The 16,257-nt window shown below is 34.1% G+C and carries 18 protein-coding genes; 6 read left to right on the top strand and 12 right to left on the bottom strand.

What is annotated here, in order from left to right; translation table 11 throughout:
• Positions 1-97: 97 nt before the first annotated feature.
• The 8 genes from IJL02_RS11590 to IJL02_RS11555 form a co-directional block, all read right to left on the bottom strand.
• Positions 98-679 carry a 30S ribosomal protein S3ae gene (locus tag IJL02_RS11590; protein WP_292816603.1) on the bottom strand — a complete coding sequence of 194 codons (582 nt, stop codon included), beginning with the start codon at positions 677-679 and terminating at the stop codon, positions 98-100.
• A 553-nt stretch (positions 680-1,232) separates the two neighbouring features.
• Positions 1,233-1,553, bottom strand: a complete 321-nt coding sequence (locus tag IJL02_RS11585) for a NifB/NifX family molybdenum-iron cluster-binding protein (protein WP_292816601.1) — start codon at positions 1,551-1,553, stop codon at positions 1,233-1,235.
• A gap of 9 nt (positions 1,554-1,562) precedes the next feature.
• Positions 1,563-2,321, bottom strand: a complete 759-nt coding sequence (gene mtnP, locus IJL02_RS11580; protein WP_292816599.1) for an S-methyl-5'-thioadenosine phosphorylase — start codon at positions 2,319-2,321, stop codon at positions 1,563-1,565.
• A gap of 6 nt (positions 2,322-2,327) precedes the next feature.
• Positions 2,328-3,776, bottom strand: coding sequence for an RtcB family protein (locus tag IJL02_RS11575; protein WP_292816597.1), 1,449 nt, complete (start codon positions 3,774-3,776; stop codon positions 2,328-2,330).
• Positions 3,777-3,839: 63 nt separating this feature from the next.
• Positions 3,840-4,244: a hypothetical protein gene (locus IJL02_RS11570; protein WP_292816595.1), complete on the bottom strand. Its 405-nt coding sequence runs from the start codon at positions 4,242-4,244 to the stop codon at positions 3,840-3,842.
• Between the two features lie 13 nt (positions 4,245-4,257).
• Positions 4,258-4,653: a hypothetical protein gene (locus IJL02_RS11565; RefSeq protein WP_292816593.1), complete on the bottom strand. Its 396-nt coding sequence runs from the start codon at positions 4,651-4,653 to the stop codon at positions 4,258-4,260.
• A 197-nt stretch (positions 4,654-4,850) separates the two neighbouring features.
• Complete coding sequence (locus IJL02_RS11560) at positions 4,851-5,171, bottom strand: hypothetical protein (protein ID WP_292816590.1); 321 nt, start codon at positions 5,169-5,171, stop codon at positions 4,851-4,853.
• A gap of 32 nt (positions 5,172-5,203) precedes the next feature.
• A complete protein-coding gene (locus tag IJL02_RS11555) occupies positions 5,204-5,617 on the bottom strand; it encodes an archease (protein WP_292816588.1) in 414 nt (137 codons plus the stop codon).
• Positions 5,618-5,705: 88 nt separating this feature from the next.
• Between IJL02_RS11555 and IJL02_RS11550 the strand changes: the two genes are divergently transcribed.
• Positions 5,706-5,885: a hypothetical protein gene (locus tag IJL02_RS11550; protein WP_292816586.1), complete on the top strand. Its 180-nt coding sequence runs from the start codon at positions 5,706-5,708 to the stop codon at positions 5,883-5,885.
• 110 nt (positions 5,886-5,995) lie between these two features.
• On the opposite strand, the gene IJL02_RS11545 is transcribed toward IJL02_RS11550, so the two are convergent.
• Positions 5,996-7,114: an ORC1-type DNA replication protein gene (locus IJL02_RS11545; RefSeq protein ID WP_292816584.1), complete on the bottom strand. Its 1,119-nt coding sequence runs from the start codon at positions 7,112-7,114 to the stop codon at positions 5,996-5,998.
• Between the two features lie 24 nt (positions 7,115-7,138).
• Positions 7,139-7,858 (bottom strand): 6-hydroxymethylpterin diphosphokinase MptE-like protein, encoded by a 720-nt coding sequence (locus tag IJL02_RS11540; protein ID WP_292816582.1) that lies wholly within the window; start codon positions 7,856-7,858, stop codon positions 7,139-7,141.
• A 219-nt stretch (positions 7,859-8,077) separates the two neighbouring features.
• On the opposite strand from IJL02_RS11540, the gene IJL02_RS11535 reads away from it, so the two are divergent.
• From IJL02_RS11535 to IJL02_RS11515, 5 genes are all read left to right on the top strand, one after another.
• Positions 8,078-9,058, top strand: a complete 981-nt coding sequence (locus tag IJL02_RS11535) for a hypothetical protein (RefSeq protein ID WP_292816580.1) — start codon at positions 8,078-8,080, stop codon at positions 9,056-9,058.
• A 222-nt stretch (positions 9,059-9,280) separates the two neighbouring features.
• Positions 9,281-10,423, top strand: coding sequence for an alanine--glyoxylate aminotransferase family protein (locus IJL02_RS11530; RefSeq protein WP_292816578.1), 1,143 nt, complete (start codon positions 9,281-9,283; stop codon positions 10,421-10,423).
• A gap of 399 nt (positions 10,424-10,822) precedes the next feature.
• On the top strand, positions 10,823-11,242 hold the full coding sequence (locus IJL02_RS11525) for a GerW family sporulation protein (RefSeq protein ID WP_292816576.1): 420 nt from the start codon (positions 10,823-10,825) through the stop codon (positions 11,240-11,242).
• A gap of 130 nt (positions 11,243-11,372) precedes the next feature.
• Positions 11,373-11,831, top strand: coding sequence for a DUF2953 domain-containing protein (locus IJL02_RS11520; protein WP_292816574.1), 459 nt, complete (start codon positions 11,373-11,375; stop codon positions 11,829-11,831).
• Positions 11,824-12,090 (top strand): hypothetical protein, encoded by a 267-nt coding sequence (locus tag IJL02_RS11515; RefSeq protein WP_292816572.1) that lies wholly within the window; start codon positions 11,824-11,826, stop codon positions 12,088-12,090. The genes IJL02_RS11520 and IJL02_RS11515 overlap by 8 nt, the downstream gene beginning before the upstream one ends.
• A gap of 48 nt (positions 12,091-12,138) precedes the next feature.
• Here the strand turns inward: IJL02_RS11515 and IJL02_RS11510 are convergent, their stop codons facing one another.
• Together IJL02_RS11510 and IJL02_RS11505 are read right to left on the bottom strand one after the other, a co-directional pair.
• Entirely contained in the window at positions 12,139-12,537 is a 399-nt protein-coding gene (locus IJL02_RS11510; RefSeq protein WP_292816570.1) for a hypothetical protein, read from the bottom strand.
• 84 nt (positions 12,538-12,621) lie between these two features.
• Complete coding sequence (locus IJL02_RS11505; RefSeq protein ID WP_292816568.1) at positions 12,622-16,251, bottom strand: right-handed parallel beta-helix repeat-containing protein; 3,630 nt, start codon at positions 16,249-16,251, stop codon at positions 12,622-12,624.
• Positions 16,252-16,257 lie beyond the last annotated feature (6 nt).

The following is a 16,257-nucleotide window of genomic DNA, read 5'->3' as shown; positions in this document are numbered from 1 at the left end:
TATCGTATGAGAATTTGGCTTCGCCACACTTAATGGTGACAACAAAAAAATAAACAATGAAAATATTGTTAAAAAAAAGAAGTAAAAAAAAGTAATCCTATTTGATTACTTTACTTTTTATGATTTCAACCCTTTTGAGAGGGTAGATTTTTTTAGCGTTGTGGTAAATTTCAGATGCTAATTTACCGTTAACACAAACTTTTACTAACTCATCGAATGATTTTTCAGCTGCTGCTTCTCTGAGTAAATCTTCAATGGTTTTTCTCATGAATCTTTGTTGGGAAGATTTAGCTCTTCTGATGGTTACAGCTAATACTTGGAGTTTTAATTTGCGGTCATCTTTGGTTTTAACGATTGCTGAAGCATCGATTCTTGAAGTTCCTCTTCTGATCATACTTCTTACATAATCGGTTGTTGTTTTGTGACCTGTGAATTTGGTGTTTGCAACGTCACCTGCAACATTATCGATTTCAAATCTGAGTTTGATGTATTGTTTTGAGAAATCTCCGGTTAATTCTCTCATAGTAACTTCTACGCCTCTTCCAATGAGAAGTTCTGGATCTTTTGCTGGAGTTTCTCCAATTTCTTTGTCTTCAAAGTTCACTGGTGTTTTGATAGTATACCAGGACTTTTCTTTCCATGTATCACGTACTCTACGTCTTGATTTTGCTTTTGCCATTATATCTACCGTTTAATAAAATTTATTATATATTTAGTAATATAGCGTAACGCCATTAAAATTTTAAAAATAGCCTTAAATTTTGTAGTTTATAAAATACTTTACAAAATAAACCCAAAAAACGATTTTAAATAAGTATGGATTTATAATCGTTTATTCGACTATTGAGAGTTTTACTCTCGTTATTTAAAGAAATATTTGTAATTTAAGTTTTAATTTTTAAAACCCGCCCATAAAGGTTATAGTTACATATTTTACTCATGATATATAAAGATTATTGAATTTTTAAAAATTCGGCCAGATTTTGAAAATAATTAAAATAATAAAATTTTTCAAAGTTTACAATATACATGTAAAAAATGAATTATAATCCTTTAAATTAAAAATAAAGACCTTACAATGAATTTCAAAAATTGTTACAATAGACTGAAAAATAGTTTACAATATATTTTTTTGCCTTGATAATATGGATTTTGCGATGCAAAATTCCTATACTTTGAATGTTTGCTTCAAGAATATTGAAAGAAAAATGAAAATAATTTTATGAAAAAAATTAATTTTTCATAAAGTTGTAATGGTCAATATATCTGTTTAAAACATCATCAATAGGCCCTTCATCAGTTACTATCTTAATTCCCATATCTTCAGCTTTAATTTTAGATTTAAAACCATATTCAACAGCAATCAGAACATCACAGTCTTCGCAAGCTTTAAGAACTTTACTTCCCTGATGTTTTGAATTCTCATCTATATCAACAGCCCTCTTTTCAACGAAATTCAATCCGTCTTCATAGTCATAAACGAATACATTTTTACCTTTTCCGAGGTGCAAATCAACATTTTCACCGTCAGAAGATACCACAGCCAAACGCATAAAATCACCTTAAACTTCTGCACCATCCAAAGCATGATTGCATGTGCAGTCCTTAGTCTCATCAATATTTCTTATGAAATTATATATTAATTCAAGCAGTTCTGTCTCTTTTTGAGCCACCATCTCAAATACTTCATCAATAGTCAGCTCCTGGTCGGATATTCCGGATGCATAATTGGATACTATACATATGGAATTATAACACATCTGCCTTTCACGGGCCAAAGTGACTTCAGGAAGCCCTGTCATACCAACAAGATCTCCTCCAAGCATTTTAAACATTTTTATCTCTGCCGGAGTTTCGAATCTTGGCCCTTCAGTACATACATATGTTCCTCCAAGAGTCACATCACCTGATTCGGCCAGAACATCACGCAAATACGGACAATACGGTTCTGTAACATCTATATGAACGACCTTATCCTCAAAGTAGGTTTTAGCCCTATTTTGTGAGAAATCCAAAAAGTCATTTGGAATTACAAAAGAGCCCGGAGCCATATTCTCGTTCATGGAACCTACTGAGTTGGTTGCTATTATTTTAGTAACGCCTACTGATTTTAGAGCATCGATATTGGCTCTGAAGTTTATTTTATGTGGAGGAATGGAATGGCCCTGCGCATGACGTGGAATGAATGCCACTTTTTTAGAAAAAATCTCCAAAAGTGAAACTTTCACTTCACCATAGTCCGTTTTGACTAATTTTTCCTCACAGGAATCCGCTTTTTGTGTAATTTCATATACACCACTGCCACCAATTATACCAATCATTTTAAACTACCCTTTACAAACAGATAACGGTTTAACTTTTGCAACAAGTTTTGCAATGCCTGTGCTGTCAGATACTCTTACCACACTGTCAACATCCTTATAGGCACCTGGTGCCTCTTCTTCAATGACATGTTTGCTTGTAGCCTTAATTTTAATTCCTTTGGAAGCCAAATCAGCAGTTATCTCATCTGCATCATAGTCTTTTTTAGCTTTTGACCTTGAAAGAACTCTTCCAGCACCGTGAGCGGTTGAACCGAAAGTTTCTTCCATTGCCTTTTCAGTTCCGTGCAATACATATGAAGCGGTTCCCATAGTACCCGGAATAAGTACAGGCTGTCCTACAGCACGGTATTTTTCAGGAACTTCTTCTCTTCCAGGTCCAAATGCCCTGGTTGCTCCTTTTCTGTGAACCAATACTTCCTCTTCACGGTTGTAAACCTTATGCTTTTCCATCTTGACGATATTGTGAGCCACGTCATAAACTATATCCATTTCCATATCCTTTGCGGATTTACCTAAGACTTCTTCAAAGGTTTCACGAATCCAGTGAGTCATCAGCTGTCTGTTTGCCCATGCATAATTGGCAGCTGCAGCCATTGCCTGAATATAGTTTTGCGCTTCTTTTGAATCAAGAGGAGCGCAGGCCAATTGCCTGTCATCAATTTGGATTTTGTATTTTTTATAAGCCTTATCCATTACTCTTAAATAATCGGAACATACCTGGTGTCCGCAGCCCCTTGAACCTGAATGAATCATTATTACAATCATTCCCTTTTCAAGACCGTAAACTTTAGCCACTTCTTCATTATAGATTTCATCAACTATCTGAACTTCAAGGAAGTGATTTCCAGAACCAAGTGAACCCAATTGAGGAATTCCTCTTTTTTTAGCTTTATCAGAAACTATACTTGAGTCGGCATCTTCCATTTTTCCGTTTTCCTCTAAAACTTCCAAATCTTCAGCCCATCCATATCCATTATTGACGGCCCATTCAGCGCCTAAATCAAGTACGTCATTGATTTCATCTTCATTGAGTTTAATTTTACCTTTACTTCCAACACCGGACGGGATATTTTTAAACAGCTTTTCTGTAAGCTCATCCAGTTTATCTTCAACGTCTTCCAGTGTCAGATTTGATTTGATTAATCTGACTCCGCAGTTGATATCAAATCCTACTCCACCAGGTGATACAATACCGTTTCTTAAGCTGAACGCAGCAACACCGCCTATTGGAAATCCGTATCCGAAGTGAATGTCGGGAAGGCCGATGGAATATCTTTGAACACCCGGAAGACAGGCAATATTGACAATCTGTTCTATAGCTCCTTCCTCCAGTTCGTCGAAATATTCATCAGCGATGTAGAATCTTCCAGAAGCCCTCATTCTTTTATCAAAAGAGCCCGGAATTTCATAAACATTATCTCTAACTTTTTTAATTTCGTCTTTAATTGTCATAAGCATCACTAAAATATTATGCTTTAATATTTATATGTGATGATTAAATAAGGTTTTGGTGGTTTACTCGTCACGAAGCAATTGTCTAAAAATAAAAAATTCAACACTTAAATCAAACTCTAAAAGAAAGGGGTCAATAGCAGAATTAATTCTTCTAACATCTTCTTTGAACCCATTTTCAAATTTGTCCCGTGGTGCTTTAACCACCAACTGAAGCTGAGGCACAAATATCGGATCCTCATCCAATGTTAAATTAAATATTGAATATGGAATATATTCATCCATTAACTGTTTAACATCATTTAAAACTAAAATAATTCCCGGATTATTCTTTAAAAAATTATGAATCTTTTTAGAGTCATCCATAGGGTATGTTCTTTTAATGTTATGGAATTCTTTTTCAAATAATTCTTCATCATTATTTAACTTATTAATATATTCTTTTTGTTTATTAAAACCCTTACTCATTATAAAATCCCCATTAATAATTCGGATGTGTTTTTAAATATTGTAACGCTTCAAATGCCACAACTAAATCAGTTTTATAATCCTGTAAAAAATTTTCAAAAAATTCTTTATTATATTCTTCATCGGCATGATAATCCGCCTTATTGCGGATGGAACGTAAATTATTTAATATTTCTGCAACTTCCCGTTCAGTACCATCTTTGGAATCACGAAGTTCTTTATAGACATCATAATGAACGCTGACCCCATTATTAGCCAATTTATACTTATGTTTTACATTAATTAAATATCTCCTCGAAATACCGAAAAAGCCGTAGTATAATCTAGAAATGCCACTTCGAACTGATTCTTCATTTCCACAATCAATCAACACATATGCTAAAATCACAAATTTAATCCAATCGAACATTATTTCACCTTTGCTTTTATTTAACAAAATTGCCTTTACATAGAAATATTGTTCTCACGTGAGAAAATTGACTTCAAAATGAAGTAATTTTACTTGAAATTTCAATCTAAAATATAATATGGACCAACTTATTAAAAAAGATTATGTTAACGCCCAGATTAAAAATCTAAGCAAAAATCAATATTGTAAAAAAAGAGTTATTTTCTAAAGAGTGCTGAAACACCGGCAACCATTAAAAATATTGCACTTATTGCATTGATGTAGTCAGAACCGATAATGACAAACATTGTTGCGACTATAAAACCTACACCTGCAACTTCAGCGTTCTTTTTGACATAATAACTGCATACAATGCCTAAAACAGATGCAATGATAGCTATTATACCTAAAAATGGAGCATGAGCCTGTCCAATGTGTTCTACAAAGATTAAAAAAGAACCGGAAAAAATTCCTATGACAGATCCTATTAATCCCATCGCCATTTCAAATGTTCTTGTTATAGTACGAGTTCTTTTCATGGGAATTAATATGTTTTAATATTATATAAACCTTATAAATCCAAAATAGCATGAAGCTCTACGACGTCTGTTTTTATGATATCCATCTTATGAAATGTTATTGCCTTTATTTCGGTTTTTCTCTCATGCTTGTCCCAGTTTATCTCTTCACCTTTGGCTGTTGCAGTTAAATGCAAATCATCATCGATTTCAACATGAAATTCGCTGAAAAGCATGAAATCGACTTCATGGTGAAAGAGAAGCTCCTCCAAATAGTCATAAAGAAGAGATACTTCATCTTCAGAGGTAATCTCGAATGAAATTTCGGTTGCAGCATCAACATCTGAAGTGTCAGTGATAATATTAAACATCGCAAGGCCTGCATTTTCAAAAGCTTCATTTATGTTATTTCCATAAGCTTTAAGCCCAATATCGGCAGTTACTTCGAAATATTCATACTCTTTCATGATTTTACCTCAAAAATATTACTTATCAAATGCTCTCTATCTCTTTGTTTATATATAAACTTTCGACAATTTTAATATAGTGATTAAAATGTTGAGAAATAATGACACCACATTACAAGCTGATTTAAGAAAAAGAAGTTCAATAGTAGATGAAATTGCATACAGCGACATAGATGTTCAATCTTGCATGGTAATGCTTGTAGTAATAGCAGCATTACTTTTATCTGTTATTTCTGTTGTTGCAGCTCAAAATCCGTTTATTATCTAAGGATTTAATTGATTTTACAATACCAAACCCTTAGTTGCACATTAGACTATAAGCTTACCATGCATACACTCTAATGTTAACAGAAAAAACTAATTTCCCGACAGGAAAAGCTAGATAGTATAATCTTCTGGGGTGAAACGCAATATTATTTGGCGTGAATTGCCCCTAACCCCTTTTCCTGTGAATTTGGTATCAATCAATCTTACAAATTCAAGTTTATCAAGGGTTCTATTAAATGATGCATAGCTGGAGCCGGTTTTTTGCTTATACTCATCTCCAAGTTCACCTGCAGTATAAACACCATCGTAGTTAACGATCATCTTAAGCAACTCTCTTTCATCATCATTTAAAGATTTCAGGGTTTCAGAGACATTGACAGAAACCAATGATTCGATTGCCTTATCGAAGTGCTCCTGAGTAATTTCACGGCTGGCTGAAGCTTCAGCAATATTGCCGCAGGATTTTAAAAGATTGATTCCCACTCTCAAATCGCCATTTTCAAGAGTATACATTGCAATCTGCTCAAGGATATCATCACCTAAAACATTCGGGAAGAATCCTGCCTTGACACGGTCTTTGAGGATGTCTTCTATTTGTGTGTAGGTATAAAGCGGGAACATGATTTCCTGAGGGATAAATACTGTATTTACGTTTTTGTCAAATGCATATTTGAATTCCAAATCAGACAGTATTGCAAAAATAGAGGTTCTAACACCAGGATATTCCTCGTAAGCCCTAAGTATGTCATAAACAACCTTGTTGGCATGATTGGTCTGGAAAAGATAGTTGATGTCATCGAACGCAACAATCAGTGACTTTTTATTTTTTTGAAGATCCTGCATGATTTGTGTATAGATTCTTGCAAACGGAACACCTGTTTCTGGAGGAACATGGCCGAAAATCTTTTTGTAGATTTGAGAAAATATTCCAAAACGGGTTGTATGAATCTGGCAGTTGATATAAACACATACTACCTTTTCTGTATTTTTTTCAACCATTTCGAATACTTTTCTAATAGCTGTTGTCTTTCCTGTTGCAGGTGAGCCCAAAATAATCGCATTTGATGGCTGGCCACCTTTCATTGCAGGCCTTATTGCCATTGCCATAGCCTCCATTTGAGTATCTCTGAAGTTATAGTTCGGAGGCATGTAATCCGGGTCAAATGCATTTATGTTTTGAAAAAGACTTTCATCATACATTAAAATATCTTCAATTCCCATGTTATCCACTTTTATTTGAATTATTATAAAAAATTATTCCTTTAAATTAATGATTTCCACGTTTTCGTTATCGCTGACCCACTTGGTGAACTTTTCAGCGTAAACAAGTTTTTTCTTTTTAAAATCATCAGCCTTTGCCAGTGCGTTTTCGAGATTAGGTCTTGAATATTTGGTTACAATATCTCCAAAGTCCATTCCGGCGAGAGTTATTTGTGATGCGCCCAGAGCGACTGAGAGAAATATTGCTCTGTCCCCATCTGTAAATCCTCCGAAGTTGTAGAGATTTCCTACCGGCTGTGCCTGGGTTGTACCCAATACGTTGTTGAAAAATGAGCTTAAAGATGCAATTTTTTCAATATTGTCACCGTGTGCATGAATTGCTATGTTTGCACCTTTTAAATTGGCCAAAAGAATATCATCAATGTTTCCATCCAGATCTGTTGCAACAATGTCCGGAACAAGACGTTCTTCAATCATTGCTGTTGTTGCACCGTCGGCTGCAACCAGAACATAGCCCTTTAAATCGTAATTTTCCTTTAACTCAATAATGTGTTCCTTTAGAGAAGGCCCGGCACCGAATACTATGAATTTATCTGAAAAGCCTACAATCTGGCTTAAATCATCTAAAGTAAGACAACCTTCAGTTGATAAAATTTCATCAAGTAATTTTGCAGATTCCTCATCTGCCTGGCGTGAAAAACCAAAATCTTCAAGAATTTCAATGTAATATTTTTCCCAGAGTCCAAATTCCATATTTAAACCTCACTATATTAATTTTAGCTTTTAATTAATTAAATAATTTGTTGTTATAGGACAATTTAAAAATTGTTTTAAACTGGTTAAATTACAAATGAAAATCAATAATTCCCTTTTGACTTTAAAAGCTTATATATGAACTGTTTTAGACTATTACATGCAACAGCGTTGTTTTAAAAAATTATTTCCGGAAATCTGAAATTTAAGGTGAAAACTATGAAAGTTAAAAAACCGTTTCATACATATGATGCAACGATGAAATATTCTTCAATGGCATTTAGAAAAAGACAGCACCAATATCTGGGGCTTCCCGGAAAATACTGCAGAAGATATCCCACTGAAGTCGTTTTGAGGAATATGGAAACCGGAAGAATGGATGAATTATACTCTGTAGGAAAAAAAGACGAATTAACAGGAAAATTAACCGAGTATATGTTAATTGACCTAGAAGACGAGTCAGAAAATGTAGTGGAAAAAACCTTGAAAAAATTTGCTAAATACAAAACTTTCGGAAGTTTCATATATTCCCTTCCGATGTATACTGCCGTAACCTGCAAAAAAAACTACATTAATTTTCCTAAGGAATACAAAATAACCGAAACGGACATTATCCGCCCCCATTACATACATTTTTCAGATGATGAACTTTGGGAGAAATGTGAAAATGTTATTAACAAAGTGAAACAAAACATCAAATTAAGTGATAATGAGGCTTTGGATATTGCCTTCATACCAAAATATATTTCACAAAAATATGCATCGCAGATTACTGAATCCTTAGCTCAAGTATTTTCCAAATCAAATATTCCGGATGAAGAATTAAAAAGAGATATAGCAGTCATATTAATGACAATGGTATTAAAAAATATTCCAGACATAGAAAAGCAAAACAAACTATTGGAGGCGATGAAGATGAGAAAATACAAAGATGATATGGAAGAGATTGTATACAGCATATATGGCGAAGAACTCGAAAAAAAAGATCAGGAAATAGAACAGCAAAACCAAAAATTAATAGAAAAAGACGCTGAATTAACCAAAAAAGATGCAAAACTAACAGAAAAAAATGCAGAAATAACAGAAAAAAATGCAGAAATAAATCAGTACAAAAAAGGAATAGAACAGTTAAAATCATTAGACGACTTAAACACCCCACAAGCCCAAAAAATAATCAACACATTACTGCTTCAAAAATAACAAAAATTCCTTTAAATGTTATTTCCTCTCCACTAAACGATATATAACCCACCATATATTAACCAGTATCCAATTGATTTAATGAAAAAATGAACAATATAATAAAATACGTTTATCCTACCTTAAAAAAACTGAATAAAATAGCATGTTAAAAATATTTAATAAGTATAAAAATTAAAGATATATATAGCTTTAAGTAAGCTAATATTTTGGAGGAATATAATGAACGATATTTTATTAATGCTTCCGGGACCAACAACAGTACACCCAAGAGTACTCAATGCAATGTCACAAGCTGTTGTTAACCACAGAAGCGCTAAATATGGTGAAATCTTAACTGAAACTACTGAATTAATGAGTAAAGTTTTCCAAACCCCAAATAATTCTTATTTATTAACTGGATCAGGAACTGCCGCTATGGAAGCAGGAATTGCTAACACTGTAGCTCCTGGAGAAAAAATGTTAAACGTTGTTGGTGGAAAATTCGGAGAACGTTTCATGAAAATAGCTAACACTCATGGAATTGAAACTAAAGAGTTAGCAGTAGAATGGGGAACTGCTGTAACTCCTGAGGCTATTAAAGAAGCTTTAGAAGCTGATGAAGATATTAAAGCTGTTAGCGTAATCCACAATGAAACTTCAACTGGTGTAGCTGCACCTATCGAAGAAATCGGTAAAGTAATGAAAGATTATGACGCATTATACATCGTAGATACCGTATCTTCCCTTGGAGGAGACAAAGTAAATGTAGAAAAATTCGGCATTGACGTGTGTCTTACCGGATCTCAAAAATGTTTAGCAGCACCACCAGGTATGGCAGCAATTACATTAAGCGACGACGCATGGGCTGCTGTTGATAAAGTGGAAACCAATACTTTTTATTTAGATATGAAAGCTGTAAGAAAAAGCGGAGACAAAGTCCCACCTGAAACTCCATACACTCCATCAGTTTCACTCACTTATGCAATGAACGAAGCATTGAAAATGGTTATGGAAGAAGGACTTGACGCTAGAGTTGCACGTCACCACAAAGCTGCTAAAGCCAGTGTAGATGCCGTTAAAGCTTTAGGCCTGGAATTATTTGCTGATGAAGCTGTTTCATCTGCTACAGTAACTGCCGTAAAAATGCCTGAAGGAATCACTGATGCTGACTTTAGAGGCACTACCCGTGACAAATACGGAGTAGAATTGGCCGGAGGTCAAGATCACTTAAAAGGAAACATTTTCAGAATCGGACACATGGGAAATATTTCCTACAAGGAATTAACTCAAACCTTTGCAGCTATTGGTATGACATTAAAAGGTTTAGGCGTAATAGACGATGCAGGCGCAGGTGTTGCATCCATTGCAGAATCATACTTATGATTCTGTCAACTTTTCTTTTTTTTGTTGAAATTTTAGTTATAAGTTATAATTTTTTTTGACTTTGGAATCTGTGAGAAGTTATAAGTAAATTATTTTTTACATTATTGAAAATTTCTGGTATAAGTTATAAGTAATATATTTTTTACATAATGAGAAGTTATAAGTGATAAGTTACACTTGAAATGCACCTCTCAAGGTAAAAGTTACAAGTTATAAGTGAAAAGTTACACTTGAAACGCACCTCTTTACACTTGAAGAACATGTTATAAGAAAAAAGTTACACTTGAAACTTATGTCTTATAAGTAAAAAAAGTATTACTAATTTTTCAAATTAAACAAATAGTAAAAATATTTTAAACATTAACAACAAACTTAAATTAACAATTAGGATGTGAAACTATGTCTGAAAATATAAAAACATCAGTAGAAGAATTACATAAACTCATTAATATAGACAATGTAATCGGATCACCAATCGAAACCGAAGATAAAATCTTAATTCCAGTAATGAGAATGGGAGTAGGATTCGGAGCTGGAGAAAACATTTTAGGAAGCGAAGGAAGCGATGCTGTTGGAGCCGGTGCTGGAATAGAACCTATTTCCATGGTGTTAATCCCTAAAAAAGGAAATACTGCAGAAGGCGTTCGCGTACTTGACTTAAGTAAAGGAACCGAAACAAACAAAGCATTGTCCGATTTAGGTTTAATGATTACTGATTTGATAAAAAGCTATTTGGATTCAAATTCCAATGAAGAATATGATGAATCAGAATATATAGAACCTGAATTCACCACAAAAATAGATACTGACGAAGAATAGGAACATTTACATGTTAAACATCCTATGGGTGATTATCCTAATAATCATCTTATTTATTATTATTTTATTGTATATAGGAGTTAGAATAACTTTTATTTATGATAAAACCGGCAGTAAATTTAAAGGATGTTTGAAAATACTTATTTTAAAAAAAATTAAAGTTTACTCAAGCCGTTTTCCAAAAGAAGATGAAGATGATGAGGAAGATGGCGAAGAGGATTCCGAAAAAATTGAACCAAGAAAGCTGGCTGAACTGGCCAAGCCCTGTTTTGAATACTTTAAGGAATTTCTAAAGTCATTTACCCAATGCATTCACATCTCAAAACTTGAAAATCACATCATTTTTGGCCTTGACTCCTATGCAGACACGGCAAAATACATCGGCTACATTTGGAGCTTACTTATTATTGTAAACAGCACTCACGAAAATGCAAGATTGTCCGCCGAACCGTCATTTAATGGAAGCATCCTTGATGTAAAAGGGGAAAATTCCCTTGACATCAATCTGTTGAAGTTAATGGGTCCGGCAATCAAACTTATTTCAAAAAAGGATGTTCGAAAACTGATAAGGGGGCTGAGGAATGGATAAGTTTGTAAAACAGGTAATAGATTATATTCTTGATTTTGATAGCACAAGCCAATATCTATTCTGTGAACTTTACGGATTCACATTTGTCTTCAGACGGGACATTACCCTCATCAACAACAGGTTAACTTCAGCAGAAATTCTTCCTGTAGGCCTAATTTATGAAGAAAACGATGAGTTTTATTATGCACCCCTACATGGTCAGGACGAAATAGATGCAATTGTTCGTAATTTTGTTAAAAAATTTAAAAAAGAAAATTAAAATTAATGCCTTTTTTTGAAAATGCGCAAGGCAATAACCTTAATCTATTTATACAGAAATTATTCCATTTTTGTTTGCCATATCTACACAGGTATTAAGTATTCTGACAAAATATCGCTTGACTTCCTTTTCTTCGGAGGACTGAGGATTATATTCACCTTCCAGAGTGATTGTTTTTACTATATATTCCTTAATCATCTCATCCACACCAGGCCCAGAAACATAAACTCCTCGAGTGGCAGTCAATTCAAAAAGCCATACGCAACTTGAATAGAAGTGGTCCGGATATTTATCTCTAATTTCCTGAGATAATTTCTGAAATTCCCCAATATTGTTGTCAGTCAGATTTACTTCAGAAGGCCCGTTTTCCAGAAGCTTTTTAATCTTTTTTGCAAGACCCAAAACAGAATCATCGCCGGAGCCAAAAATGTTACTTAAAAATCCCATTTTATCACCTAAATATATATTTAAATTTAATGATTTTTAAATTCTTCTAAAAAATGTTTTGTTTACAGCTGAAATTAATATATTTTATTCTGGATGATTATTATGGAATGAACATTTTACAATTGAATTGGCATTAGCAGTTGAATGGATTGCCCCATCTTCTTTTGCCACGTTTTCTGTAAATGTTGTGTTTTTGATATTCAATGAACCGTCTTGATCATATATTGCTCCACCTGTCCTATCAGCCTGATTTTTATCGAATAGTGAATCTGAAACTGACAAAATAGATTCGCTATTGTCAATAGCTCCCCCAGTAGTTTTTGATTTGTTGTTTATGAACTTTAAGTGAGATATATCCAAATCACCGGCATTATATATCGCTCCACCACCCCAGTCAGCAGAGTTGTTGATAAATGATGAATTTAATAGAGTTAACTCACCTGAATTTGATATGGCTCCGCCAATTTGTTTTGAAATATTATCTTTAAATTCGCAATTGTTTAAAACAGATTTACCATGATTAAGGATAACTCCCGCTTCGAAATTGCCCACATTAGAAATGAACGAACATTCATCAGCATTGAGCGTGCCTGAAGATAGCATGCAGCTGCATTTTAAATTGGATATGTTTTTCTTAAATTGTGAGTTTCGAAGCTGCAAACTAGCCAAATTGATTATAACTGAAATATCCAATACATTATTTATAAATTCGTTGTTGTTAATCGCCAAGCTTGCCTTATCACCGTTACCAATAATATAATCCTTTGAATAGTTTGTATTGAAACTCAAATTATCCAGTTTTGCGTCATGGAAATTATATATGATTCCGAAATTCACGCCGGTTTCATTGATTAGGAATTCACAACCGGTTATTTCAACTGATTTGTTGTTGTGGATAATGGATCCTTTTTTAGATGAGTTATTGGAAAAGACTGAGTTTATGATTTTTAGGGATTTATCGTTTTTGATAAAGTGAGCGTCATCAGCCAGTTTATTGCTGATGAATCTGCAGTTTTCAAATCTGATTAAACCCTTGTTGTCAAATATTGGCAGTTTATGTGAAAATGCATTTTTAAAGGATATATTTTTAAATGTGACTTCATTTTCCGGGTTTTTAATGTTGAAAAATGATGCAATGCCTGCTGCATCGATTGAAAATCCGTTTCCATTGATAATTAAGTCTTTTTCAATCAGCAATCCTTCCTTAAATTCCAAATCGCTTTTATAGTCAAAGACAATGTCTGTGTCTAAAGCTATATTATCTGATGAGGAAATTTGGCCGTTGAGATATGTGAAGGATTTAGCAACCATATCTTCCTTATTAAGGCTACCAATATTATAAATAATGTTTTCAGGATTATCGAAAGATTTCATGATGTTATTGTTGAAAATAGGATATGAAATGTTAGAGTTATTGCCTTGTTGTGTGATATTTCGAACAGTCAGATCTCCGCAATTGTAAATTGCCCCTGCAATTTCAGATTTATTGTCTTTAAACTGGTCATTTTTGCTGATAAATATATTTCTGTTAAATACAGCGCCGCCAAATGAATCGCAAAGATTGTTTTCAAATTCTGTATTTTCACAATTTAAAATACCGTTGTTTAGAATTGCACCGCCATAATCCTCAGACGAATTGTCCAGAAATTTGCAGTTTTCAAGCTTTAGCGAAGCATCTTTAACTATTTTAATGGCTCCGCCGCCTGAAGCGTTTCTCTCTGCTTGGGTTAAAAACGAACCGTTTTTGAATATGATATTTTTAAGCGTGATATCCCTACCGGTTATGTAAAAAATACGTGAGTTGGAGTTTGCATCAATGATATGGTCGTTTCCATTAATTATTAGATTATCTCTGTCTAATTCTATTCCGCCTTCATAAAATTCGCGTTCATTATTTTTAAGTTGAATGTTTTCCGCCAGATTAATCTCCAGAGTGTTACTGTTACGTATTAAATCATCAAGCAGTTCAAATCCGTTTTGTTTGTCTTCAGATTCCATGAAATACTCGACTTCACCCAGATTTTGGATGTTATCTTCGATTTCTTCCCTCATTATCTTTTTAACATCAATATGGTTTTCGTTTAATATGCATTTGTTTTGGTTAAGTGTTTTGAATTTGGGTTTTGTTAAGGTCAGATGCCCCTTATTGTAGATATTTTCACTGAACTGTTTAGCTGAGACGTTACTGTCAAAAGCAGACTCGTCAATACCTACTTGATTTTCATTTTCAATTACTGAAATCTCACAGCTGTTTTTTGAAAATTCACCGCCGAATATGGATAACGTTGAATTTTTGTCATTAAATATTGTGGATCTGGATTTATTATCCCCAAAAATAGAATCAATAAACGTTAAAGAGGCATTTTCATTATAGATTAGCTCATAGCTAACCTCATGATTTAGAAATTTACATGAAGCGGCTTTAATTTCACCACCCATATTGTAAACAACACTTCTCATGTCTGATTCGTTATTAATGAATTCAACATTGTCCAGAACGGATGAGCAGCGGTCATTCATTATCGCTGCCCCCATATTGGAAGCGTTATTTTCAAATGTGGAATCTTTAAGGCTCATATCCCTGTCACTATATAATGCCCCGCCGCCTTTTGAAGCGTTGTTAATGAAAATCAGTTCATTTCCAGTTAATGGGCCGCTGTTGTATAGTGCACCTCCCCGGGATTGTGAAATGTTATCTTCAAATCTGCATCCGGATAATGTCGCTTCATTATCATTATAAATAGCTCCACCGATATTATCCGATGAATTGGCCTTAAAATCAGAGCCACAAATATTTATAATACCAATATTTTTTATAACTCCTCCTGTGTCGTTTGAGGAGTTTTTGATGAACTTGGATTTAATTATCTTAATTTCACCGAATCCTGAAAGTATTGCACCTCCATCGGTTTCAGCAGAGTTGTTTGAAAAAGTGGAATCCTCAACAGTTAATGTTCCTCCACCACCATTTGCAATGGCTCCGGCAGAACGGGTTGATGTGTTGTTTTGAAAATCAGAAGATGTGATTTTAACTTCACTAGCACTAAATATTGCTCCGGCACCTGAGGCAGTATTTGCGATGAATTGTGAATTGACAATCTCCACTGATGCCATGATTTGAGTATTTATAGCTCCGCCTTCCTTTGCCTGATTATTTATGAATTCTGAATTGTTTATGGTGATGTTTCCGCCATTGAATATAGCGCCTGCAGGCCCTGAGGATTTGTTGTTGGAGAACTTGCAGCTGTCAAATTCCATAGAATAGTTAGGATAATTTGCAATGGCCCCTCCGGTCTGTGAACTGCAGCCTGTAAATTCGCAGTTGAAAAATTTAACAGAAATTCCATTGTTGAAAATTGCTCCGCCGGATTCGGAAGATATTGCATTTTTAAACTTGACGTTTTTAAATGTGATATTGTTGGCACCTATTTTAAAAATGCGTGTCTTGAATCCTGCATCGATTGCATGTCCGTTTGCATCAATAACCAGATTGTCAACGCCAATATGGATTCCGTCACGATAAAAAGCGGATTCATCGCCAGATAATATAATATCTCCGGTTAGATTAATTTCATGGCTGCCGCTATGAATTAGCCTGTCCAAATCGCTGAATGAATCTGACGCTTTAAAAGAGACGTTTTCACTAGGAGGCTTTTGAAAATCCTCCTCTTCTTTAGTCTGAATCGCCTTTTTAATCTTGTTTAAAAAGCCCACAAAATC

Source organism: Methanobrevibacter sp., from assembly GCF_017427765.1.
In the GTDB taxonomy this organism is placed as follows: domain Archaea; phylum Methanobacteriota; class Methanobacteria; order Methanobacteriales; family Methanobacteriaceae; genus Methanocatella.
This window is presented reverse-complemented; position numbering and strand designations above follow the sequence as displayed.